The sequence below is a fragment of the Actinomadura sp. DC4 genome (assembly GCF_030406325.1).
In the GTDB taxonomy this organism is placed as follows: Bacteria; Actinomycetota; Actinomycetes; order Streptosporangiales; family Streptosporangiaceae; genus Actinoallomurus.
This window is the reverse complement of the sequence record NZ_JAUEQY010000016.1, coordinates 66,462-89,581: the sequence shown is the minus strand read 5'-3', so window position 1 is coordinate 89,581 and position 23,120 is coordinate 66,462. Positions and strand designations below refer to the sequence as shown.

23 protein-coding genes are annotated in these 23,120 nt (G+C 69.7%); 9 read left to right on the top strand and 14 right to left on the bottom strand.

Annotated features, from left to right (window positions below; all coding sequences use genetic code 11):
• Positions 1-11: 11 nt before the first annotated feature.
• From QWU11_RS25475 to QWU11_RS25465, 3 genes are all read right to left on the bottom strand, one after another.
• Entirely contained in the window at positions 12-830 is an 819-nt protein-coding gene (locus tag QWU11_RS25475) for an N-acetylmuramoyl-L-alanine amidase (protein WP_290116924.1), read from the bottom strand.
• Positions 831-1,036: 206 nt separating this feature from the next.
• Positions 1,037-1,273, bottom strand: a complete 237-nt coding sequence (locus QWU11_RS25470; RefSeq protein ID WP_290116923.1) for a hypothetical protein — start codon at positions 1,271-1,273, stop codon at positions 1,037-1,039.
• 219 nt (positions 1,274-1,492) lie between these two features.
• A complete protein-coding gene (locus tag QWU11_RS25465) occupies positions 1,493-2,461 on the bottom strand; it encodes a LacI family DNA-binding transcriptional regulator (RefSeq protein WP_290116922.1) in 969 nt (322 codons plus the stop codon).
• A 383-nt stretch (positions 2,462-2,844) separates the two neighbouring features.
• On the opposite strand from QWU11_RS25465, the gene QWU11_RS25460 reads away from it, so the two are divergent.
• On the top strand, positions 2,845-3,447 hold the full coding sequence (locus tag QWU11_RS25460) for a TetR/AcrR family transcriptional regulator (protein WP_290116921.1): 603 nt from the start codon (positions 2,845-2,847) through the stop codon (positions 3,445-3,447).
• Positions 3,448-4,984: 1,537 nt separating this feature from the next.
• On the opposite strand, the gene bldC is transcribed toward QWU11_RS25460, so the two are convergent.
• Together bldC and QWU11_RS25450 are read right to left on the bottom strand one after the other, a co-directional pair.
• Entirely contained in the window at positions 4,985-5,188 is a 204-nt protein-coding gene (gene bldC, locus QWU11_RS25455; protein WP_141956617.1) for a developmental transcriptional regulator BldC, read from the bottom strand.
• A 240-nt stretch (positions 5,189-5,428) separates the two neighbouring features.
• A complete protein-coding gene (locus tag QWU11_RS25450; RefSeq protein WP_290116920.1) occupies positions 5,429-6,295 on the bottom strand; it encodes a hypothetical protein in 867 nt (288 codons plus the stop codon).
• A gap of 278 nt (positions 6,296-6,573) precedes the next feature.
• On the opposite strand from QWU11_RS25450, the gene QWU11_RS25445 reads away from it, so the two are divergent.
• The 5 genes from QWU11_RS25445 to QWU11_RS25425 all read left to right on the top strand — a co-directional run bounded on the left by QWU11_RS25445 (position 6,574) and on the right by QWU11_RS25425 (position 11,520).
• Positions 6,574-7,641: a Glu/Leu/Phe/Val dehydrogenase dimerization domain-containing protein gene (locus QWU11_RS25445; RefSeq protein ID WP_290116919.1), complete on the top strand. Its 1,068-nt coding sequence runs from the start codon at positions 6,574-6,576 to the stop codon at positions 7,639-7,641.
• Positions 7,642-7,878: 237 nt separating this feature from the next.
• Positions 7,879-8,109, top strand: coding sequence for a DUF3073 domain-containing protein (locus QWU11_RS25440; RefSeq protein WP_290116918.1), 231 nt, complete (start codon positions 7,879-7,881; stop codon positions 8,107-8,109).
• 732 nt (positions 8,110-8,841) lie between these two features.
• Positions 8,842-9,213 (top strand): hypothetical protein, encoded by a 372-nt coding sequence (locus tag QWU11_RS25435; protein ID WP_290116917.1) that lies wholly within the window; start codon positions 8,842-8,844, stop codon positions 9,211-9,213.
• Between the two features lie 161 nt (positions 9,214-9,374).
• Positions 9,375-9,962 (top strand): carbonic anhydrase, encoded by a 588-nt coding sequence (locus QWU11_RS25430; protein WP_290116916.1) that lies wholly within the window; start codon positions 9,375-9,377, stop codon positions 9,960-9,962.
• An 85-nt stretch (positions 9,963-10,047) separates the two neighbouring features.
• A complete protein-coding gene (locus tag QWU11_RS25425; RefSeq protein WP_290116915.1) occupies positions 10,048-11,520 on the top strand; it encodes a SulP family inorganic anion transporter in 1,473 nt (490 codons plus the stop codon).
• On the opposite strand, the gene QWU11_RS25420 is transcribed toward QWU11_RS25425, so the two are convergent.
• The 3 genes from QWU11_RS25420 to purF are packed head-to-tail and all read right to left on the bottom strand — an operon-like array spanning position 11,517 to position 14,690.
• On the bottom strand, positions 11,517-12,191 hold the full coding sequence (locus QWU11_RS25420) for an ElyC/SanA/YdcF family protein (RefSeq protein WP_290116914.1): 675 nt from the start codon (positions 12,189-12,191) through the stop codon (positions 11,517-11,519). The two genes, QWU11_RS25425 and QWU11_RS25420, sit on opposite strands and share 4 nt — an antisense overlap.
• Before the next feature lie 40 nt (positions 12,192-12,231).
• Positions 12,232-13,257, bottom strand: coding sequence for a phosphoribosylformylglycinamidine cyclo-ligase (purM, locus tag QWU11_RS25415; RefSeq protein WP_290116913.1), 1,026 nt, complete (start codon positions 13,255-13,257; stop codon positions 12,232-12,234).
• Positions 13,254-14,690: an amidophosphoribosyltransferase gene (purF, locus tag QWU11_RS25410; protein WP_290116912.1), complete on the bottom strand. Its 1,437-nt coding sequence runs from the start codon at positions 14,688-14,690 to the stop codon at positions 13,254-13,256. The genes purM and purF overlap by 4 nt, the downstream gene beginning before the upstream one ends.
• A gap of 107 nt (positions 14,691-14,797) precedes the next feature.
• Here purF and QWU11_RS25405 point away from each other — a divergent pair, with 107 nt between their 5' ends.
• On the top strand, positions 14,798-15,187 hold the full coding sequence (locus QWU11_RS25405) for a hypothetical protein (protein ID WP_290116911.1): 390 nt from the start codon (positions 14,798-14,800) through the stop codon (positions 15,185-15,187).
• Positions 15,188-15,192: 5 nt separating this feature from the next.
• On the opposite strand, the gene QWU11_RS25400 is transcribed toward QWU11_RS25405, so the two are convergent.
• Positions 15,193-15,624, bottom strand: a complete 432-nt coding sequence (locus tag QWU11_RS25400; RefSeq protein ID WP_290116910.1) for a sterol carrier family protein — start codon at positions 15,622-15,624, stop codon at positions 15,193-15,195.
• Positions 15,625-15,822: 198 nt separating this feature from the next.
• On the opposite strand from QWU11_RS25400, the gene QWU11_RS25395 reads away from it, so the two are divergent.
• Positions 15,823-16,932, top strand: coding sequence for a S8 family peptidase (locus tag QWU11_RS25395; RefSeq protein ID WP_290116909.1), 1,110 nt, complete (start codon positions 15,823-15,825; stop codon positions 16,930-16,932).
• 50 nt (positions 16,933-16,982) lie between these two features.
• Here QWU11_RS25395 and QWU11_RS25390 read toward each other — a convergent pair whose 3' ends face one another.
• Positions 16,983-18,422: an MFS transporter gene (locus QWU11_RS25390; protein WP_290116908.1), complete on the bottom strand. Its 1,440-nt coding sequence runs from the start codon at positions 18,420-18,422 to the stop codon at positions 16,983-16,985.
• A gap of 91 nt (positions 18,423-18,513) precedes the next feature.
• On the opposite strand from QWU11_RS25390, the gene QWU11_RS25385 reads away from it, so the two are divergent.
• Positions 18,514-19,194 (top strand): TetR family transcriptional regulator, encoded by a 681-nt coding sequence (locus tag QWU11_RS25385; RefSeq protein WP_290116907.1) that lies wholly within the window; start codon positions 18,514-18,516, stop codon positions 19,192-19,194.
• Positions 19,195-19,203: 9 nt separating this feature from the next.
• Here QWU11_RS25385 and purL read toward each other — a convergent pair whose 3' ends face one another.
• The 4 genes from purL to purS form a co-directional block, all read right to left on the bottom strand.
• Positions 19,204-21,501 carry a phosphoribosylformylglycinamidine synthase subunit PurL gene (purL, locus tag QWU11_RS25380; RefSeq protein ID WP_290116906.1) on the bottom strand — a complete coding sequence of 766 codons (2,298 nt, stop codon included), beginning with the start codon at positions 21,499-21,501 and terminating at the stop codon, positions 19,204-19,206.
• Positions 21,498-22,175: a phosphoribosylformylglycinamidine synthase subunit PurQ gene (purQ, locus tag QWU11_RS25375; protein WP_290116905.1), complete on the bottom strand. Its 678-nt coding sequence runs from the start codon at positions 22,173-22,175 to the stop codon at positions 21,498-21,500. Before purQ ends, purL begins: the two co-directional genes overlap by 4 nt.
• A gap of 52 nt (positions 22,176-22,227) precedes the next feature.
• Positions 22,228-22,671 (bottom strand): ATP-binding protein, encoded by a 444-nt coding sequence (locus tag QWU11_RS25370; protein WP_290116904.1) that lies wholly within the window; start codon positions 22,669-22,671, stop codon positions 22,228-22,230.
• Positions 22,672-22,804: 133 nt separating this feature from the next.
• Positions 22,805-23,047, bottom strand: a complete 243-nt coding sequence (gene purS / locus QWU11_RS25365; protein WP_290116903.1) for a phosphoribosylformylglycinamidine synthase subunit PurS — start codon at positions 23,045-23,047, stop codon at positions 22,805-22,807.
• Between the last annotated feature and the right edge of the window lie 73 nt (positions 23,048-23,120).

Genomic DNA, 23,120 nt, shown 5'->3' with positions numbered 1-23,120 from the left:
CGGGCCCGGAGTCAGGTCAGGAACTTGACGAAGCCCTGGGCGAGGGCCTGGGCCATGCGCTCACGGCCGGCGGGGCTCTTCATCTTGGCCGCGTCACCGGCGTTGCGCATGTTGCCGGCCTCGATGAACACCGCGGGCACCGTGGCGACGTTGAGGCCGCCCAGGTCACTGCGGATGTCCAGGCCCTTCTTGCCGAGATAGGTGGAGTACGGGATGCCGGTGCCCTCGTGGAAGGCGTTGCGGATGTCGAGGCCCAGCTTGCGGGACTCGGGCACGATCTTCTCGTTGTGGCCCTTGATCACGGCCGGCTCGATGATGTGGAAACCGTGACCGCTCGCCGGCGCGCCGTCGCCGTGGATGGCGAGGCTGGCGTCGGCGTGCGCCCGATTGGCGATCTTGGCGCGCTCGTCGACGCACGGGCCGACACCCTTGTCGTTCTTGCGGGTCAGGATGACCTTGGCGCCCTTGGCCCGCAGGATCTTGGCCAGGCGGTTGGCGACATCCCAGGTGAAGGCGTGCTCGGCGTAGTCGTCATTGGTCGCGGTGCCGGTGGAGTTGCACGGCTTCATCGCGTTGATGACGTTGACCTTCTTGTTGATGATCGCCGGGTGGGAGGCGTTGCCGCCGTTGTGACCCGGGTCGATCACGATCACCTTGCCGGCGAGCGAGCCCTGCGACGGGGACGTCGAGGACGCTCCGGCCAAGGTGGGCGCCGGGGACGGTGGCGCCGCGGAGGCGGATGAACCGCCTCCCGAACCACATGCGCTGAGCACGCCCGCCGCCGCGGCGATCGCCACGGCGCCGGCCGCTTTCCTACCGGAGAAAGTCATGTGTGCACGCATCACCCCTCAGTGTGCCAAACACATAGGAGGGCTATAGCCGTCTCTGGTTAAAGCGCAGGTCATGGCGTCCTTTTCGGTCGTTGCCGTTGATGAGGACGTGACCGGTGGGCCGTTCGGGCGGCAAGGTGACCGTCGTCGCCCCCTCTCCGCGCTGAGTTGCGGCGACGACGGCCACGCCTGGGATGCCTCGCGGCTTACAGGCAGGCGTGTTCCTTGCCGAGCAGGGCGGCGAGGGCGCGGGCCTCATCCGCGTCCAGGCCGAGCACCACGCGGGGACGGCCCCACGGGTGGTCGATCGAGTGGGCGACGTAACTGGCGACGGACTCGGGCGCATCGTCGATCAACCCCCGCGCACGCCGCCAGTCCGCCCACGCGCGCTCCAGCTCGCTCGCGGCGCGCTGAGCGCATGACACCAGTTCCGGATCACGCATGGCCACCCCCGGGTTCACATGATCCATTTGCCTTGCCGCTCGGCGGTCCCCCATGGTGACGCCGGCCGTTCCCCCGGTCCGGCCAACGTCATCCGCCCCAGCCCGCCGAGCGGCTGGTGTGCCCACCATTAAGACGGGCCGGCCGGCGTACGGTCCGCCGCTTCGGCCAGACTTGACGCGCCGCTTACCGTCCCTCGGGCCTTCGCGGCCCTGGGTAGATCAGCGCGGCGCGCGGCCGGTGGTGGCGCGAATCACCAGATGGGGGACGACGAGCGTCTGCAGGGGTTCGCGCGTCGGATCCTCGATCCGGGCGCACAGGCGTTCGGCGGCGACCCGGCCCATGTCACGGCGCGGCTGGTCGACACTCGTCAGCGACACGTGCCGGATCGCGGCGAGATGCGTGTTGTCGTACCCGACGATCGAGACGTCGTCCGGCACGTGCAAACCGAGCTCGTCCGCAGCGCTGAGGACCCCGGTGGCGACCAGGTCGTTGGGCGCGAAGATCGCCGTGGGCCGCGGGTCACGGGCCAGCAGCTTGCGCGCGGCGCGGTAGCCGCCCTCTTCGGTGAAGTCCCCGGGCTCGACGACGATCCGGTCGTCGAGGTGGTGACGGCGCATCGCGGACTCATACCCGGTCCGCCGGTAGTGCGCGGTGGTCGACGGCGCGCCCTCGATGTGGGCGATCCGGTCGTGCCCGAGCCCCACGAGGTGGTCGACGGCGAGCCGCGCGCCGAGTTCGTCGTCGTCCACGACGATGTCGACGCCGCCGACGTCGCGCTCGCCCACGACGACGACCGGAACGCTCTTGGACGCCTCGCTGAGGGAGTCGGGTACGACGCTGAGGAGGACGAGCCCGTCCACCCGCATCTCCAGGAACGCCTCGACCGCCTCCGCCTCGAAGTGCGGGTCCCAGCGGCCGCTGCCGACGAGCATGCGCAGTCCTTCGCCGTGCAGACTCTCCTGCAAGCCGTCGAGGAACTCCGCGAAGAACGGGTTGTGCAGGTCGGCGACCAGCGCCCCGATCAGGCGCGTACGGCCCTCGACCAGGCTGCGGGCGACCGCGTTCGGCCGGTAACCGAGCTCTCGTGCGGCCTTGAGTACGGCCTGCCGGCGCTGCTCGCTGACATGCGGCGAGCCGCGCATGACGAGCGAGACCAGCGACTTCGACACACCCGCTCGCTCCGCCACGTTACGAATGGTGGGCTTGGAAGCCACAACCTTCTCCCGGCGTTCGTCCTTCGCTGCCATCGACTCTCCTGGGTCACGCGCGACCCACTGAATCCGGACAGAAACAGACGGACCGCCGCAAGGGAGGAGATGCCATGATGCCCCCAGAACGCCCTTGGCGGCTGTAACAGTGCGTAACGGGCGACCACGAGTGGACTTTCGGGCATGGTCACTAGGTGGTTCAGGAGCCGCCGTTCCAGGTCTGACCTGGCATGGGCGGCCCTGTATTGGACGCGGGCTCGGATACGCTGCCAAGCGTGGGTGATCGCGCAGTAGACGGGCATGAGCCTGCGCAGGCCGTTCGGCGTTCCTCTGACAGCCGCCCGGGCCGACGGCGGCTCAGTGTGGACGAGCGCCGCGACGAGCTGATCTCTGCCGCTCTGGAGCTGTTCAGCGACCGGCCGCCCGAGGACATCTCGATCGACGACGTGGCAGACGCGGCGGGCGCGTCACGGGCCCTCGTTTACCACTATTTCGGCGGTAAGCAGGAGCTATATCTCGCCGCCCTGCACAGCGCCGCGAAACAGCTCGACGACCTGCTCCGCCCGCCGGCGGAGGGCAAGCCGCTCGAACGGCTGGCGGTGTCGCTGAACCGCTACTTCGATTTCGTCGAGGACCACGCGGCCGGTTTCGTGGCGTTGCTGCGCGGCGGGCCGGCGTACCGCTCGGGCGAGGTCGGCGAGGTGCTGGACGGTATCCGCGGCCTGGTGATGAACCACATCACGAAGTCGATCGGCGTCAAGGCCCCGGGGCCGGTTCTGCGCATCACGCTGCGCTCGTGGATGGCGTCGGTGGAGACGGCGGGCCTGGACTGGCTCGAACACCGGGACCTGCCGCGGGGCGAGCTTGAAAGCCTGCTGGTGGACCACCATGTCGTGCTGCTGAACGTCGCGGCCCGGCACGACCCCGACGTTGCCGCCCTGCTCGGCCGCCTGGCGGAGGACTGACGAGCCGGAGCCCGAGATCACCGGTCGGTGTCCCGGCGGCGTGTCCATTGGCGGTCCGATCCGGACGGGCGCATGCCGCCGATGGACCACAGATCCGGCGGGCCGACGGGTTCAGGCCGGGGCGGTATCTTCGCGCGTGGCCGCCGCTTGTCGGACGGGGTGCCGGTAAGACGGCCGGCGCCCGCCCGTAAGAGACGACTCATGGCCGCCCGGAGGCGTGAGGGAGACGGCTTTGCCGCCCTGATTCGATGCCTGGCATCCCGCCCGGCCTCGCCCTAACCGTCCGAAAGGGCCTCAGACCGGCTGTCGCGTACGCGGAGCGCGGTCCGCAGCCTTTGGGTCGGCACGACCCGCCACCGCCCCGGAAACGCGCCCAGACCGCCCGGCGGGGCGTCGATCGCTCCCGGCGCGGGGCGCGGCGCAGGCCGGAGGCCCGCGCTTCGGCGGTGCAGAGTGCGCGGTACCGGCGCGTGTCGAGCAGGTGGCGACCGCACCTCGGTGAACGGTGCGGAACAGGTGGAACGAGCCGCCCTGCGGCTTTTGCGCGCGGCGCATCCCGGAAGGCCCGGAACGCGACGGCCATGCGTGGCAGGAAGGGCGAATCGAGCTGCTCCAGCACGTCACCGGCCCAGGCGTTCTCAACACCGTGATCGTCGAAGCCGGCCCCTCGGGCGCGAGTTGCAGTTCCAAGCCCATGCTCGTCGCACACGTACAGGCCTCGAGCCGACGCCAGACGCCACCGATCCTGGCGGCCGTCCCAGAAAGGACGCCACGGCCGTCACGTATCGCAGCCGCAGGCATCCGGCCGGGGCTTCATACCCTCGGCCGGGAGCGGCGCCTCCGCCCATCTGCCGATTCGAGCCGTCCGACCCGGTCGGCCGTGGAACAAGCCGTATCCGGTGGTCCTCTGCAGAGCGTTCGGGCTTGGTGTCCGTGACAGCGGCTCGGCGTGTCGCCGGTCGCGTACTGCGGCTCGCTGTGCCTCGGAAGACAAGACCAGTGCCGCCGACGCATGTCGTATGCCGCGCCTCCCGACTCCCCCCTTGGGCGTTTCGCGTCAGGCGGACTTGCGCTAGGTCGACGTCTCGGGCGTGTCTTAGGCCCTTTGGGCGTGTCGCGGCGGTTATGGGCACCGCCAGTGCCTCAGGGCCGCGCAGAATGCGCGGCCCCCGGCGGTTTGCGGCGGTACGGAGCCCGCCCGGTCGATTTCGCGGGCGGGGCTCCGTACCTTCAGCGTGAGTCGTCTCCAGTCCGAAGCGGCCGTCGATCCTCATAGGAACGATGGCCCCTCCAGGCCGGAGACGACCCGCGCGGAGTCCGTAGAACCCCCCTACACGGCCCCATTCAGTAACGGGGCCGACCTGAACTTCAGTGAGACTCCCCCGACCGTCCGCCCGTGACGGTGGCTCCGCCACGTCGCGGTCGACACAACGCGACCGACCACGGATTGCCGCGGTCAACCGGTGCGCCCCCTAAGTACGGTGGCCATCGACGAGCCGTAGAGCGCGTCGATCCCCGGAGTCGGGGTGGTCCCGGGTTACTCCGACCGCTGCTGCGGGATCCCCCCCAGCAGAGCGCGGACCTCGGCCTCGCGGTAGCGCCGATGCCCTCCCAGCGTCCGGATTGACGTCAACTTCCCAGCCTTCGCCCAGCGGGTGACGGTCTTGGGGTCGACGCGGAACATCGTCGCCACCTCTGCCGGCGTCAGCAGGGGCTCGGCCTCTGGCGTACGAGCTGACATTTGTGCGGCCTCTCCTCCGTGGACCGATGACAGCGATCCAGCGTTTGATCCTCGCGCGTGCCACTGATGTCTCTTATGGTCTGGATGAACCACTTTGACATCACAAGACGTAACCATGCCACCACTCAGCGCAACAGGCAAGTCCCTGATAGCAACTCTGCGATTTTTGGTGGCTGAGTCACGCTGCGTGATTCTAGCGACACGTATCGTCGCATCGCGCGCTGATTCAGGTAATTGGCGCTAGTTCGCCGATTCAAGAGCGCGTACGACGCGCCAGCGAGAGACCACGCGCTTGTGCATCGCGACGGCCAGTTCGGCCTGCCCCGTCTCCATACCCGTGATCGCCGCGGCCACCTCGGCGACGGACTCATCGGCCCGTAGCGCGGCGTCGTCGAGGATGTGCACCAGCCCGCCGTAGTCGAGCTCCACCAGCGAGTGCGGGTGGAACTCCTCCAGCCAGCGACCCACCGATTCGACCTCGCCGAGATCGAATCCGTCTCCGGCGTGGCGTCGTACGACATTCAGGGCACGCGCGACGCGACGGCGGGCCTGGGCCATCGGGGTGACGTAGATCAGCGTCCGTACGGGCGTGGCGGTCGTCGGGCCGCCGCCGGCGTTCTCGTCGTGTCCGCCGAGCACGAGCCACCGCTCTTTAGCGACAAAAGGTACGAACCACGCGAGGGGGACCTGCCACGTACTCGACAGGATGTGCGGGCTGAGTGTCCCGGCCTGCCGTTTCCAGCGGCCGAACGCGCCGTCGACCTGCTCGGCGACGCGGGGCGGTACGAACATCTCGGCCAGCTGCTCGGACATGCCTTCACGGAACCGGTCGAACGCCAACCACGAGCGCAGCCGCGTCTCCCACGGGCAGATGTACGTCACGTCCTCCGCGCGCCGCACGTACGCGTCGCGGCTCTCCCGGAGCGGAGCGATGATCGGCGGGACCGCGATCAACCGCCGCAGCGCACGCGTGTGCTCCACGTCCAGCGCGCCGACACGCCGCGGTCGCTTCTCCGACGCGGCATACGCCGCCCAGATGGACCTGTCGGGCTCGGGGAAGGCGTTCAGCGGTTCGTATACCCGAAGGTACGCGGCGTAAGGCAACACGACCGCATCGTGACACGATCCCACCGCGGAACGCTCGCCGTCACGCCCGCCGAGACGCTCCTGAGACCTCCCGAGAGCCCTCCGGAGCCGTCCTCGTACCGATCACTGCGGGCGGGCCGCTGGTGCGCCTACGCTGATCCTGTCGGACTCATGCTCCCGTAACTGGTCGCATGTCGTGCGATCCACGTACATGTCGCCCGGCTGTCGGGTACCGGGTACAACGCTCAAGCCGCCACCGCGGCAGCGAGCAGGTGTGCGCTCAGAGAGGAGCCACAACAGTGACGAAGGTCTTCGGCGTCCCCCACGAACAGGTCGTCTTCTGCCATGACGAGGCCACCGGCCTCAAGGCGATCATCGCCATCTACTCGACCGCCCTGGGGCCCGCACTCGGCGGCACCCGCTTCTACCCGTACGAGTCCGAGGACGAGGCGCTCGACGACGTGCTCAACCTCTCCAAGGGCATGGCGTACAAGAACGCGCTCGCCGACCTCGACCTCGGCGGCGGCAAAGCGGTCATCATCGGCGATCCTCAGGCGATCAAGTCAGAAGGACTCCTCCGCGCCTACGGCCGGTTCGTGCAGTCGCTGCACGGCCGCTACTTCACCGCCTGTGACGTGGGCACCTTCTCCGAGGACATGGACGTCATCGCGAGAGAGTGCGACTACGTCACCGGCCGTACGCTCGCTCACGGCGGCGCCGGCGACTCGTCCATCCTGACCGCGTTCGGGGTCTTTCAGGGCATGCGCGCCGCGGCGGAGCACACCTGGGGCGACCCGACGCTGCGCGGCCGCCGCGTCGGCGTCGAGGGCGTCGGCAAGGTCGGCCGCCGGCTGGTCGACCACCTCGTCGCGGACGGCGCCGAGGTGATCATCACCGACGTCACCGAGACCGCGATCCAGCGCGTACGGGCCGAGCACCCCGAGGTCGAGGTGGCCGACGGGCACGACGAACTGACCGGCGCCGAGATCGACGTGTACGCCCCGTGCGCGCTCGGCGGCGCCCTGGACGACGAGACCGTCGAGATGCTGCGGGCGAAGATCGTGTGCGGCGGCGCCAACAACCAGCTCGCCCACGTCGGCATCGAGAAGCAGCTCGCCGACCGCGGCGTGCTCTACGCCCCCGACTACGTCGTGAACTCCGGCGGCGTGATCCAGGTGGCCGACGAGATCGAGGGGTTCGACTTCGACCGGGCCCGGCAGAAGGCGACCGGGATCTTCGACACCACGCGCCGCATCTTCCAGATCGCCTCGGACGAGGGCGTCCCGCCCGCGGTCGCGGCGGACCGCTTGGCCGAACGCCGCATGTCCGAAATCGGCCGCCTGCGCGGCATCTTGGTCAACTCCTGACCCGTACACGTCCGGGATCTTCACTGAGATGGAGATCCCGGACGGCCCACCTCGTGACGTCGGCTATCCTCTGCAGGAGCCGCCACCGCGCAGACGACGTACCGAGCCGGGCGCAAAACGGGTACGGTTGTAGCCGTAGCTGGTGCGTGGGGTCATGTCGCGCCCGGCTATGGATGCGTAAGCGAGCGTAAGTGGGGCCAAAACGACGGGTCCCCGACCATCGAGGGGGTCGAGCCAATGGGGCGCGGCCGAGCCAAGGCCAAGCAGGTGAAGGTTGCTCGCCGGCTGAAGTACAACAGCGGCGGGACTGATCTTGACCGTCTGCGCGGCGAGCTGGGCGTCAACCAGAACTCGCAGGATGACCATGACCCCTATGACGACGACTCGTCGTATGAGGACCTCGCAGACCGCTATGCGGACTACGCCGAGGACCACGACGAGAGCGACGGCAAGAGTACGGCGAAGTAGCCGTCTCGGTAGTTGAGATCGGTCCAGGTGGTGCTGGGGCGGATCTCAGGGGCCATGCTTAGGGCATGACCGCAAAGCGTTCCCGCCGCCCCGGCGGGGGCGCTTTGCGTATGCCAGGGGTGGCGTTCGGCGACCCCTTCTGTTGGTCTGCGATGAGTCTTTGTGTGCGATCTTCGCGATTTGCGACAAAAGGTACAGGCCACCGCATTTGGTGATTTATTTCACTCTGGCGGTCGCGGTCGGGTTGCGGTCCCCGCGCGGACGGGTGGATGCGGGCGGTGCGGCACGCGCCCTGGTGGCGCTGATCACGCCCGGGTCGCATGAGACCGGTTCGGGCGCCGTCCACGTCGGCCCTGCGCCGTCCACGGATCGGCGTGAAACCTGGCCGGACCGTACTCGTCCTCCCCCGAGGGAACCTGGTTACGGTTGCCGATTCGGTGGTGCTCGCGGGTCCCACACGTGAGATGAGCCACCGGGCGCGAGCGCGATCACCCGCCGGGGTGGGTCGCCGGCCGGGAGCGCGTGAGCCGACCTCGTCCTGCGGCGCCGGACGACCCTCACCCCTGCGACCGCCCGAGAGCGCAAGGCCTCCAACTAATTGCGGCACAATAAGCCAATATTGCAGGATTGACGCCGCCCCCCGGAAAATTACCCCTCCCATTCTCCGAATGTCTCGGGTTAGGCTTTACTTCGAGTCGAAGTGCGTAAGGCCGCGAGTCAGGGGGGCACACGTTGAGGGCAAGGCGGGGGTGGATCGCGGCGCTGTTGCTCGTCGCGCTCGCCTTCATCGGCGGGCCCGACGCGCTCGACACCACGCCACCCCCCACCCACACCGCGGCCGCCGCGGGCGAGATCGCCGAAAAGCGCGATCCCCAGGTGCGCGACGACGACACCGACGTCCAGCACCAGATCGCCGAGCTCGGCGTCCCAGGTCATCTGCGGCTGTCCGCGCTTCCGCCGTCCTCGCAGACCGTCGCGCCCGCGCCCGTTCGTGGCATGGAGCACGCGGTTCCGCAGGCGGCCTCGGTCGCCGTCGCCGACGTCGGCCGACGGCCACATCCCGGCGCCTGCTCGCCCGAGGCGCTCCAGATCTTTCGCTGCTGAGCACTCCGTAGGGAAGGCCCGGTCGTTGACCGTCGCCATCGTCATCGTAAAATAGGGCGAATTGTCGTTAACCGACTGACTAGCCCTGTCCGTGGTGGCGCGATGACGCGCCTCTCCGCACCTATCAAGTCAAGCCCTACGGATGCACAGAAAGGCTGCGTATGCAGTCGCTGATCGACAATGCCCGGTCGTTTCCCGAGCGCGCCTCCGACCTTCGCCGGTTCGCGGAGGGGCAGCACCCGCAAGCCCTGTTCATCGCGTGTTCCGACTCACGGGTCGTGCCCACGCTGATCACGGGAGCCGCGCCCGGAGAGCTCTTCGAGCTGCGAACGGCCGGCAGCATCGTTCCCGTCTACGACGAGAAGCGCGCGTTCGGCGAGGTCGCGACGATCGAGTTCGCCGTCGAGGTGCTCCAGGTGAAGCACATCGTCGTCTGCGGGCACTCTCACTGCGGGGCGGTCAACGCGATCGTCCATCCGGGCGCGCCCAGCGCGCTGCCCGCCGTCCACCAGTGGCTCGCCGACACCGGCCCGCACGACGAGACGCGCCGGGCAGCGGACTTCCTCGACGGCAGCGCGCTCACCTCCGCGGTGCAGCGGCACGTCCAGGTCCAGCTCGAACGCCTCCGCAGCCACCCCAGCGTCGCCAAGAAGCTGGAGTACGGCCGGCTCGAACTCCACGGCTGGTTCTACGCCGTCGACGCCGGCGTGGTCAGCGTCCTGGAGGACGAGCGATTCCGACCGCTTTAGAGCAGGTAACGAACCGAAGCTGACGCCAACCTCCCGCCCGACATCCCGCCGCCGTCAGTCCCATCCGCGATCCCAAAGGTGAGTGATGGAACTCTTCTCGGCACGTGAAACATTCTGGCGCGACGCCCTCGCTTCGCTGGTCGTCTTCCTCGTCGCCCTGCCGCTCTGCATCGGAGTGGCCGTGGCCTCGGGAGTGCCTCCGGAGCTCGGGCTGGTCACCGGCATCGTCGGCGGCCTGGTCGCCGGCGCGCTGCCCGGCAGCAGTCTCCAGGTCAGCGGCCCGGCCGCCGGCCTGACGGTGCTCGTGTACGAGGCCGTGCACGAGTTCGGCCTCGGCGTCCTCGGCGTCATCGTCTCGGCCACCGGCATGCTCCAGCTCACGATGGGCGCGCTGCGGTTAGGCCGGTGGTTTCGCGCGATCTCCATCTCGGTCGTTCAGGGCATGCTCGCCGGCATCGGCCTCGCGCTGGTGGCCGGGCAGGTGCACACGCTGTTCGACGGGCGGTCGCCCGGTGCCGCGCTGGCCAACCTGAAGGCGCTGCCCGACCTCGTCTCCGACTCGGCGCGTGACCCCTCGGCCCTCGCGGCCGGCGGGGTCGGGGCGGGCACGCTCGCCATCTTGGTCTGCTGGCGCTTCATGCCCCGCCGGGTGCGTACGGTCCCGGCCGCGCTCGCCGCCGTCGCACTCGCCACGCTGGCCACCGCCGTGCTCCACCTTCCCGTCCAGCGCATCCAGGTGCACGGCCTGCTGGCGGCGCTCCAGCCGCCCGCACTGTCGGACCTCGGCCGCCTCGCCGACGTCGGGCTGCTCGGCACCATCGTGGCGTTCGCGCTCATCGCCTCGGCCGAGAGCCTGTTCAGCGCCGCCGCGGTCGACCGGATGCACGACGGCCCGCGCACGAGGTACGACCAGGAGCTCATCGCCCAGGGTGTCGGTAATAGCGTCTGCGGGCTCCTCGGCGCGCTCCCGATGACCGCGGTGATCGTCCGCAGTGCGACCAACGTCCAGGCCGGCGCCCGTACGAAGCTGTCCCGGATCCTGCACGGCGGCTGGCTTCTGGCCTTCACCGTGGCGGCCCCGGCGGCGCTCGGCCTGATCCCGGTCACCGCGCTGGCCGCCGTCCTCGTCCACGCCGGGTGGAAGCTGCTGTCGCTCCGTGACGTGGGCCGCCTGTGGCGTACGGAGCGCGGCGAGGCGATCGTCCTGCTCGGGACCACGCTGGCGATCGTGGTGACCAACCTGTTCGAAGGCGTTCTGATCGGAATCCTGCTCGCCATCGCCAAGACGGCGTGGGACGTCTCCGACATTCACGTGGACCTACGCGAGCACGGCGGCGACGACGGGCCGATCACCATCCGGCTCACCGGCAACGCGACGTTCCTGCGCCTGCCGCGGGTGCTCGACACACTGGAGGCGATCCCGCACGGGCGGCCTGTCGAGCTCGACCTGTCCGGGCTCCGTCACCTCGACCACGCCTGCCGTACGGCCCTGCTCGCCTGGGCCGCCCAGCACCGCGGCCACGACACGCCCGTACGCGTCTCGGAGGGCGTGCGCTAACGAGGCGCTCGCAAAGCCTGCTGGATGCCGGGTTCACGCGGTCCCAGAAAGCGTGGACCCGGCCGTACGACCAGGTCGAAGACGGCCTTCAGCGCGGCGGGAAGCTCGCGGACGTAGGACACGACCGTCGAGATCGGTGCGTACGGCCGGCTGTCGTCGCCGACGCCCCGCGCGTCGATCCCGACCGCCCGGCACAGGGTGAGGGCGCGCGGCAGGTGGAACCGCTGCGTGATGAGGATCGCGCGGTCGACACCGAAGATCTTCTTGGCCCGTACGCAGGAGTCCCACGTGTCGAAACCGGCGTAGTCGAGGACGATCCGGTCACGAGGCACACCCATGCCGACCAGGTAGTCGCGCATCACTACGGGCTCGTTGTAGTGCGAGCGGCTGTTGTCGCCGGTGACGAGCAGCACCTGGACCGTGCCCCGCCGGTAGAGGTCGGCACCGAGGGCGAGACGCCCGATGAGCATCGGAGAGGCCTGTCCATTGGGTGCGCCCGCGCCGAAGACGATGCCGACGGCCGTCGCCGGGGCCCCGGCCGGGGTCGCCCGATAGCGGCCGGAGGCGACGTACATCCACCCGAAGGGCAGCAGCAGGACGTAGACACCGAGGGTGCAGAGCACCGAGATCGGGGCTCTGCACCGCCACAGGGCGCGCACGAACGTTCGCACAACCGGGTACGACGCGTAGAGGAGGGAGGGAGTTCCCGGCTCAGGCGAACCTGACGCGACCGGCGCCGGACACGACCTCACCGAGTGGCCAGGCCTCCACACCACGCTCGGCGAGCAGCCGCAGCGCGGCGTCGACGTGGGTGACGCGCACGATCGCGGCCATGCCGACGCCCTGGTTGAAGGTCTTGTCCATCTCCGCGAGGGGCACCCGGCCGTACTCCTGCAGCACCGAGAAGATCGGCGGGGGCGTGCGGCGCCTGAGCACGGCGTCGCAGGTGGGCGGGAGCGAGCGGGCGAGGTTGGCGGCGAGCCCGCCGCCGGTGATGTGGGCGTACGCGTGGACCTCGGCGGCGTAGGCCAGGGCCAGGCAGTCGCGGGCGTAGATCCGCGTCGGGGTGAGAAGCTCCTCGCCCAGTGAGCGGCCCAGCTCGGGGACGACGGTGTCGAGTGAGAGGTTCGTCTCACGCAGCAGGTGGCGTACGAGGGAGTAGCCGTTGGAGTGGATGCCGGACGAGGCCAGGCCCAGCACGACGTCGCCGGGCGTGACCCGCTGGGGGCCGAGCAGACGCGCGGCCTCCACGACGCCGGTGCCCGCGCCGGCGAGATCGAACTCGTCGGGTTCGAGCAGGCCCGGGTGCTCGGCGGTCTCGCCGCCGACGAGCGCGCAACCGGCCAGCGCGCAGGCCTCGGCGATGCCGCTGACCAGCGCGGCGATGCGCTCGGGCACGACCCGGCCGCAGGCGATGTAGTCGGTCATGAACAGCGGTTCGGCGCCGCAGACGACGAGATCGTCGACGACCATGCCCACCAGGTCGTGGCCGATCGTGTCGTACACGCCGAGCCGGCGGGCCAGGTCGACCTTGGTGCCGACGCCGTCGGTGGAGGTGGCGAGCAGCGGGCGTTCGTACCTGCGCAGCGCCGAGGCGTCGAACAGGCCCGCGAACCCACTGGAGTCCTGGACGACCTCGGGCCGGCGGGCCTTGGCGAGGTGTGACTTCATGAGCTGCACCGCGCGGTCACCGGCCGCGATGTCGACGCCCGCCGCCTCGTAGGAGGTGTCGCTCACTTACGCGCCCCTTCGAGGAGGTGCTTGCCGCGGGCGTTCTCGGCGACGTCGATGGGGTAGATGCCGTCGAAGCAGGCACGGCAGAGGCGGTCGCCGGGGACCTTCGTCGCGGCGATCAGCTCCTCGAGGGAGATGTAGCCGAGCGAGTCGGCGCCCAGCGAGGCCCGGATCTCCTCGACGGAAAGGTTGCCGGCGATCAGTTCGGCGCGGGTGGCGAAGTCGATGCCGTAGAAGCACGGCCAGGACACCGGCGGGCTGGAGATGCGGACGTGCACCTCCTCGGCCCCGGCCTCGCGGAGCATGCGGACGATGGCCCGCTGGGTGTTGCCGCGCACGATCGAGTCGTCGACCACGATCAGGCGCTTGCCCGCGATCGCCTCGCGCAGGGGGTTGAGCTTGAGGCGGATGCCGAGCTGGCGGATGGTCTGCGACGGCTGGATGAAGGTGCGGCCGACGTAGGAGTTCTTCACGAAGCCCTGGCCGTACGGGATGCCGGACTCCTCGGCGTACCCGATCGCGGCCGGGGTGCCGGACTCCGGCGTCGGGATGACCAGGTCGGCCTCGACGGGGTGCTCGCGGGCGAGCCGGCGGCCGACGTCGACCCGCGTGGCCTGCACGCTGCGGCCGGCGATCGAGGTGTCGGGCCGGGCCACGTAGACGTATTCGAACAGGCAGCCCTTCGGCTTGGGCTCGGCGAAGTGGGTGGAGCGCAGCCCGTCCTCGTCGATCGCGATCAGCTCGCCGGGCTCGACCTCGCGGACGAAGGTGGCGCCGACGATGTCGAGGGCGGCCGTCTCGGAGGCGGCCACCCAGCCGTGCTCGAGCCGTCCGAGCACGAGCGGGCGGATGCCCTGCGGGTCGCGCGCCGCGTAGAGCGTGCGCTCGTCCATGAAGACCAGGGAGTAGGCGCCGCGGACGAGCGGGAGGACGTCCATCGCGGCCTTCTCGACCCCGCCCGGGCCGTCGCCCAGGAGGGCGGTGAGCACCTCGGTGTCGGTGGTGGCGCCGAGCTCGCCCTCGCGCAGGCGTGCCGCGAGCTCAGGGGTGTTGATGAGGTTGCCGTTGTGCCCGAGGGCCAGGCTGCCGCTCTCGGTGGACCGGAACGTCGGCTGGGCGTTCTCCCAGACGCTGGAGCCGGTCGTGGAGTAGCGGCAGTGCCCCACGGCGATGTAGCCGCGGAGCGTGTTGAGCACCGACTCCTCGAAGACCTGGGCCACGAGGCCCATGTCCTTGAACACGACGATGCGCGCCCCGTCACTGACCGCGATGCCGGCTGACTCCTGGCCGCGGTGCTGCAGAGCGTAGAGCCCGAAATAGGTAAGTTTGCTGACCTCCTCCCCTGGCGCCCAGACACCGAAGACGCCGCAGGCGTCCTGGGGGCTCCGATCGAGGGGGTCGAGGTCGTGGGTCAGTCGTCCGTCTCCGTTCGACACGTTGCCCAGTGTAGGTGGTGACCTGGGATCCCTGAGTACGGCCCGGCGTGCCTCGGCGTCCGCACGGCCCCGATCCCCCACCATTGGGAGCCGGGAGGGAACTGTCAATGGCCTATCAACCCGCGGGTTACCCGCCGCAGCGACGCCGAGGGCTCGGCGTCGCCGCACTGGTCCTCGGGATCGCGGCGATCATCACGCTGCTGTTGTGCGGACTGGGCGCGGTCGTCGCCGTCGTGGGCGTCGTCATCGGGATCATCGCGGTGGTGCAGAACAACGGCCGGGGACTTGCTGTGACCGGACTCACACTGTCGGTGGTGACATTGGTGGCCGCGATCGGCGCGGGCATCTGGTTCTTCAGCCGGGTCTCGCCGTGCACCGACCAGAGGCGCTACCCCACCAAGGCCGACCGCGACCACTGCCTGGAGAACCGCGTGCCGTTCTTCAAGGCCACCCCCACCCCCCTGCCCGGCGGCCCCGGCGGCCCCGGCGGGCACTGAACCGCTCAGTACGGGCGGACCGGGAGGCGGCTGGACAGGTCGGCGCGCTCGCCGCTCGCGCTGATGTGGTCGCGGGCCTCGGTCCAGCCGAGGCGTCCCGTGGCGAGCATGATCCAGGTGCGCGGGTCGGTCTCGATGACGTTGGGCGGCGTGCCGCGCGTGTGCCGGGGGCCCTCCACGCACTGGACCGCGGCGTACGGCGGGACCCGTACCTCGACCGAGCGGCCCGGGAAGTCGGCGGCGAGCCGGTCGAGCAGCACCTTGACGGCCAGCCGCGCCGCGGGGCGTACGGGCTCCAGGCCACTGTCGTAGGCGGTGAGGACGGCGTCGACCAGGGCGTCCTCGAGACGCGCGGCCGGGGGGTCGCCGGTACGGCCGAGTTCGGTGAGCTGAGCGTCGAGGGCGGCCCGCAGCCGCTCCGGTGATGGTCGAGCCATGGCGCAACGACGGTACACGGTCCCTCTGACACGAGGGCCGACACCGTCGAACCGTACGGTTTCGCCGTTGAAACCGACCGATCTGCGCGGTTCGGTTGCCGCTAACAGCGCTTTATGGGACGTTTTCGGGATTGCCACCCCGCCGGTGTCCCGTCCCGGCCCTGGCACCCCCTTCCAACTCTTGAGGAGCCCCCCATCATGAGGATCCCCCGCCGATTCCTCATCGCCTGCACGGCGGTCGCCTGCGCGGCCGTACCCCTCTCCGGAGCGCTCTCCTCGCCGAAGGTCGCGGTGTCCCTGTCGGCGAACAACGGGGTGAAGGGTCAGTACATCGTCACGATGAAGCACCCGAGCCAGGTCTCCCACGCGATCGGCTTCCCGACGCTGCACCGGTTCACCGACGGGTTCGCGGCGCGGCTCTCGGCCGCCCAGCTCGACAAGGTACGGCGTGACCCCGGCGTCGCCGCGATCGAGCAGGACCAGGTCATGAAGATCTCCACGACCCAGGTGAACCCGACCTGGGGGCTGGACCGGCTCGACGAGCGCGTGCTGCCGCTGTCGCGCACCTACGGCTACACGCACACGGGCACCGGCGTGGACGCGTACGTGATCGACACCGGCATCGACACGACGCTCACCCAGTTCGGCGGCCGGGCGGACACGGCGTACGGCGAGGAGGACTGCAACGGCCACGGCACGCACGTGGCCGGGCTCATCGGCTCGAAGTCCTACGGCGTGGCCAAGGACGTACAGCTGCACGGCGTCCAGGTGCTCGACTGCGACGGCGAGGGCTCCACGTCCGATGTGATCGCGGGCGTCGACTGGGTGCGTACGAACCACGCCGCCCTCTCGGTCGCCAACCTCTCGCTCGGCGGCAGCAAGTCGACCGCGCTGAACAACGCGGTCACCGCCCTGTCCAAGTCGGGCGTCTTCGTCGCGGTGGCGGCGGGCAACGACAACGGCAGCGCCTGCGCCACCTCGCCGGCCAGCGCGGGGAGCGTCGAGGCGGCCGGTGCCAGCTCCTCCACCGACACCCGCGCCTCGTTCAGCAACTACGGGAGCTGCGTGGACATCTACGCGCCCGGCGTCAAGATCAAGTCGACCTACCTCGGCGGCACCGCGTACCTGGACGGCACCTCGATGGCCTCACCGTTCGTGGCCGGCGTCGCCGCGCTCTACAAGTCGGCGTACGGCCAGGCGACGTTCGGCACCATCCAGAAGTGGCTGACCGACCACGCCACCAACGGTGTGATCAAGAAGAACAAGTCCGGCACGAACAACCGGCTCCTCAACAAGAGTTCTCTCTGACGACGAGAAAAGGGCCGTCACCCCCGGGGGGTGACGGCCCTTTTCTCATGTCAGCCGACCGGCACCGGCTCCGGCTCCGGTGACGTCTCCGGCAGCACCGGCGTACGGCGCTGGGTGCGGAGCGTGTACAGGCTCAGCGGGACACCGATGAAGACGATCGCCGAGGCGATCAGCAGCGCGAGCTGGTAGCCCGACAGGAACGCGTGGATCGGCGTCGCCCCGCCGCGCAGCACGGCGGACTGACGCGAGGTGAGGATCGCGCCGACGATCGTGACGCCGAGCAGTCCCGAGACCTCGCGTGCGGCGTTCATGACGGCCGAGGCGGCGCCGGCGCGGCCCGGGGGCAGCACGCCGATGATCGTGTCGTTCAGCGGCATCATCGTCAGGCCGGAGCCCACACCGAAGGCCACGAACGCGGGCATCAGGTCCATGAAGTGACCGTGCTCGCCGACGAACGAGACCAGGACCAGACCGACCACGTTGAGACTCAGGCCGATGGCCACCGTCACGTGCGTGCCCAGCCGCCGGGCGAGCACGCCCGCGACCGGCGCCGTCGCGGCCATCATCAGCGCCATCGGAACGAACGCCGCGCCCGCCTCGGTCGGGGAGAAGCCCAGCACGTTCTGGAGGTACATCGCGGTGAAGAAGTAGACGCCCATGACGCCGAAGCCCCAGAGGATCATCGCGCCGGTCCCGCCGCTGAATGCCTTGATCCGGAACATCGACAGGTCCACCATCGGGTCCGCCGAACGCCGCTCGATCAGCACGAACGCCGCCCCGGCCACCGCGGCGAGCGCGAACGAGCCCAGGATCACCGCCGAGGTCCAGCCCCTGTCGTGGCCCTCGATCAGTGCGAACGTCAAGGCGAACAGCGTCACGGCCGAGGTCACGAGGCCGGGCAGGTCCAGCCGCCGGCGTACGGCCTCACGCGACTCCCGCATGGCGAGCATCATGATCGCGATCGTGACCACGCCGACCGGCACGTTGATCAGGAAGATCCAGCCCCAGTCCCAGCGCTGGCTGACGAAACCGCCGGTGAACGGGCCGAGGGCGAGGGCGAGCGCGCTCACCGCGCTCCACACGCCGACCGCCCGGCTGCGCTCCTTCGGGTCCGGGAAGGTCGAGGAGATGATCGCCAAGGTCGAGGGCATGCTCGCCGCCGCGCCGACGCCCTGCAGCACGCGGGCGAGGACCAGGATCCCCTCGCTGCTCGCGAGACCGGCCACCAGGGAGGCGCCGGTGAACAGCGTGATGCCGGCGATGAAGAGCCGCCGCCGTCCGAAGACGTCGGCCAGCCTGCCGCCGACCAGCATCAACCCGGAGAACACCAAGATGTAGCTGCTCACGATCCATTCCAGCCCGGAGATGGACAGGTGCAGATCGCGCTGGATGGACGGCAGCGCCACGTTGACGACGTTGTTGTCCAAGAAGGTCATGAACGTTGCCAGCGCCACCCCGACGAGGGTCCACCAGCGTCTCCGAGAGGTCATCCCCAGCTCCTATACGGCGTTCCTGTACTCTGTTCTTATACGGCGTACATGTACGGTGTATAAGAGAACCCGTACGGCGTATAGTTGTCAAGTGGCCACTACAGAGGAACGGGCTCGGTTGAGCCGGGAGACGGTCGTCGACGGCGCGCTGGCACTGACCGACACGGAGGGGCTGGAGGGCCTGACCATCAGGCGGCTCGCCACGCACCTGGGCGTCACGCCGATGGCGCTGTACTGGCATTTCAAGAACAAGGACGAGCTGCTCGACGGAGTCGCCGACCGGCTGTGGTCCCTGGTGGACACCGAGGTCGACCAGGAACTGCCGTGGTCCGTACGGCTCCGGTCACTCATGGACTCGATGGTCGAGGTGCTGCGCAGCCACCCTCAGGCGTCATCGCTCCTCATGACGACGCAGCCCGACGCCTCGGTGAGCTGCTTCGCCATCATGGAGGTGGCACTGGAGACCCTCGCCAGTGCGGGCTTCTCGCCCGCCGAGAGCGCCGCCATCTGCCGCCACGGCCTGCGCACGGTCACGACGCTGGCCGTCGGCGACTCGGGCCTCAAGCCGCAGCAGACCGCGGACGAGGCGGCGGAGTTCATCCGGCACAAGCGGATCGCCCTGGAGACTCTGCCCCGCAACCGCTACCCGTGCGTGATCGAGGCGGCCGGGCCCCTGAGCGAGATCGAGAACCCGGACGCCTACTTCGCCTTCGGCATCGACCTGTTCGTCTCCGGAGTCGAGGCCCTCGCCGCACGCAAGGCCGGCGAGTAGGCCCCGATCTCAGGCGAACAGTGAGGGCAGGCCGCCCTGGTAGACCTCGCGGAGTTCGACCAGCGGGATGGAGAACTGGCCCTCGACGGCGAACGCGTCGCCGCCGACCGTGCCCAGGCGGCGTACGGGGACGTTGACCGACTCGCACATGGCCGCCACGCGGGCCTCGCGCTCCGGGTGCACCGCCACGACCGCGCGGGCCACCGACTCGCTGAACAACTCCACGAACGGGTCGCCCGGCAGCGTCACCGTGCAGCCCAGGCCACCGCGCAGGCACGACTCCACCAGCGCCTGTGACAGGCCGCCGTCGGACAGGTCGTGCGCGGCGTCCAGGATGCCCTCGCGCGCGGCCGCCACGAGCACCGACGCCAGCGCGGCCTCGGCCGCGAGGTCCGGGTGCGGCGGCAGGCCGCCGAGGTGGCGGAAGACGACGTTGGCCCACTCGGACCCGCCGAACTCCGGCCGGGTCTCGCCGAGCAGCAGGATCGACATGCCCTCGACGTTGAAGGACATCTGGACCCGGCGGGTCACGTCGTCGTGCACCCCGAGCACGCCGATGACCGGCGTGGGGTTGATCGGCGTGGTGCCGGTCTGGTTGTAGAAACTCACGTTGCCACCGGTCACCGGGACGCCGAGCGTCTGGCAGGCGTCCGCGAGGCCCTCGACGGCCCGCGCGAACTGCCACATCACGCCCGGGTCCTCCGGCGAGCCGAAGTTGAGGCAGTTGGTGACCGCGAGCGGGCGCGCGCCGGTGACCGCGACATTGCGGTACGCCTCGGACAGCGCGAGCTGGGCCCCGGCGTACGGGTCGAGGCGCGTGTAGCGGCCGTTGCCGTCGGTGGCCAGGGCGATGCCCTGCGGGCCGTCGCCGATGCGGATCACACCGGCGTCGTCGGGCATCGCCAGCACCGTGTTGCCCTGGACGTACTTGTCGTACTGGGAGGTCACGAACGACTTGTCGGCGAGGTTGGGCGAGCCGGCGAGCCACATGACCGTGTTGCGCAGGTCGTCCGGCGTCGAGGGCCGGGGCAGGCGCTCGGGGCCGTCGGCCTGGAGCTGCTCCAGGTCGGCCGGCGGCGAGAACGGCCGTTCGTACACCGGTCCCTCGTCGGCGGCGGTGCCCGGCGGGATGTCGACGATCGTCTCGCCGCGCCAGGTCATGCGCAGCCGGCCCGTGTCCGTCACCGAGCCGATCACGGTGGCCGGGACGTCCCAGCGGCGGCAGAGCTCCAGGAAGCGCTCGACCTTGGCCGGCTCGACGACGGCCATCATGCGTTCCTGCGACTCGCTCATCAGGATCTCTTCGGGCCGCAGCGTCGCGTCGCGCAGCGGGACGAGGTCGAGGTCGACGTCCATGCCGCCGGTGCCGGCCGCGGCCAGCTCGGTGGTGGCGCACGAGACTCCGGCCGCGCCGAGGTCCTGGATGCCGACGACGAGGTCCTCGGCGAAGATCTCCATGCAGCACTCGGTCAGGAGCTTCTCCATGAACGGGTCGCCGACCTGGACCGAGGGCCGCTTGCGCTGCGACGCCTCGTCGAAGGTGGCGCTCGCCAGCACGGACGCGCCGCCGATGCCGTCCGGCCCGGTGCCCGCGCCGAACAGGACGACCTTGTTGCCGGGTCCCGGGGCGATCGCGCGCTTGATGCCCTCGGGCCGCAGCACGCCGACGCACAGGGCGTTGACCAGCGGGTTCGCGGCGTAGCAGGGGTCGAAGACGACCTCGCCGCCGATGTTGGGCAGGCCGAGGCAGTTGCCGTAGCCGCCCACGCCGCGTACGACGCCGTCCAGCACCCGGCGGGTGTCCGGGGCGTCCGGCGGGCCGAACCGCAGGGAGTCCATGACCGCGATCGGGCGCGCGCCCATCGACAGGATGTCGCGGACGATGCCGCCGACCCCGGTCGCCGCGCCCTGGTAGGGCTCGACGTACGACGGGTGGTTGTGCGACTCGATCTTGAAGGTGACCGCGAGGCCGTTGCCGATGTCGACGACCCCGGCGTTCTCCCCCATGCCGACGAGCAGGGCGTCGCTCCGCGGCGCCTTCTCGGCGAACTTCTTCAGGTGGACGCGCGAGCTCTTGTACGAGCAGTGCTCGCTCCACATCACCGAGTAGATCGCCAGCTCGGCCGAGGTGGGGCGGCGGCCCAGGATGCCCTGGACGCGGGCGAACTCGTCGTCGGTCATGCCGAGCTCGGCGTAGGGCAGCTTGATGTCGGGCGTCTGGCCGGCGCGCGTCACGGTGTCGGTCGGCGGGTCGAGCGGCCGCCCGGCGACCGGAGCGGGCCGGTTCGCGATGGACTCCTCGCTCATACGTCCGCCATCCGCTGCAGGATCGAGGTGAAGAAGCCGAGTCCCTCACTGGAGGGGCCGGTGAGCGCCTCGACGGCGTGCTCGGGGTGCGGCATCAGGCCGACCACGTTGCCCGCCTCGTTGCAGACGCCCGCGATGTCGTTCAGCGAGCCGTTGGGGTTCACGTCGACGTAGCGTGCCACGACGCGTCCGGAGGACTCCAGTTCATCAAGGGTCTCCTGGTCGGCGATGTAGCAGCCGTCGATGTTCTTGATCGGCACGACGATCTCCTGACCCTCCTCGTAGTCGCGGGTCCAGTCGGTGCCGGTGTTCTCGATGCGCAGCCGCTGGGCCCGGCAGACGAAGTGGAGGTTCGCGTTGCGCGTCAGCGCGCCGGGCAGCAGGTGCGATTCGCAGAGCACCTGGAAGCCGTTGCAGATGCCGAGTACGGGCAGGCCCCCGCGGGCGGCGTCGGCCAGCCGCTCCATCAGCGGCGCGAACCGCGCGATGGCACCGGCCCTGAGGTAGTCGCCGTACGAGAAGCCGCCCGGCAGGACGACGGCGTCGACCTCTCCGAGCTCCTCGGCCGCGTGCCACAGGGACACGGGCTCGGCGCCGGCGAGACGCACCGCACGTGCGGCGTCTCGGTCGTCGAGCGAGCCGGGGAAGGTGATGACGCCCACGCGGGCTGCCATGTGCACACTCCGTTCAAGACGTCACGGAAACGTGCACCAGCTTACTTGGGCTCTAGCCTGCGGTTTTCAGTAGCTCCGGCTGGCGGAGCCGAATCTTGGGATCGTCCTTCCAGCTCAGTCTCTTCTGGAGGTAGACGACCGTGCCGCTCTCGGGCCGGCTGTCGAAGCTGACGTCGTCGACGAGCGCCTTCATGATCTTGATGCCGCGGCCGGACTCGGAGTCGGGATGGACGTGCTTCTCCGAATCGCCCGCGAATCCCTGTCCGCGATCGACGACCTTGAGCACGCACTCACCGCCCTCGATGCCGACGGTCACTTCGTAGCGAGACGCCGAATCCGCGTGCTGAACGACATTGGTGCACGCCTCTGAGATGGCGACGAGTATGTCGGCGACGCACGCTTCGGAGACCCCGAGTCCGTGCAGCGTGTCGCCAAGGATGCGCCTGATGACCGGGACACTGAGGGTCTCACGCGGCAAGTCGAGTGAGAACTTCATATCTACCGGCCACCTCGTGTCGTCCTTACCCCGTGACATGGGACTCGCCCCGTCTCCTTCGAAACCTTTCGACGAAGGTAAGGCTTCCCCCGGGGAAACTGCCGTAATCGCGTCTCCGATTAACTTTCAGTGACTATTCCGCGCGAAGTTCGAAGGTTTCGATGACCGGGTTGGCCAGAAGCGTCTCCGCCATCTTGCGTACGCGTTCGGTGGCCGACTCGTCCGCGGGCCCCTCGATCTCGATCTCGAACCGCTTGCCCTGGCGTACGCCGGTGACGCCGTCGAATCCCAACCGGGGCAGCGCACGGGCGACGGCCTGGCCCTGCGAATCGAGAATTTCCGGCTTCAGCATCACCTCGACGACGAAGCGAGCCACGACATCCCCCTCTGATCTGCGGGTTTTCGTACGGCATCGAAGCGTACGGCACCGGCCGGGCGCGAGGGCGCCA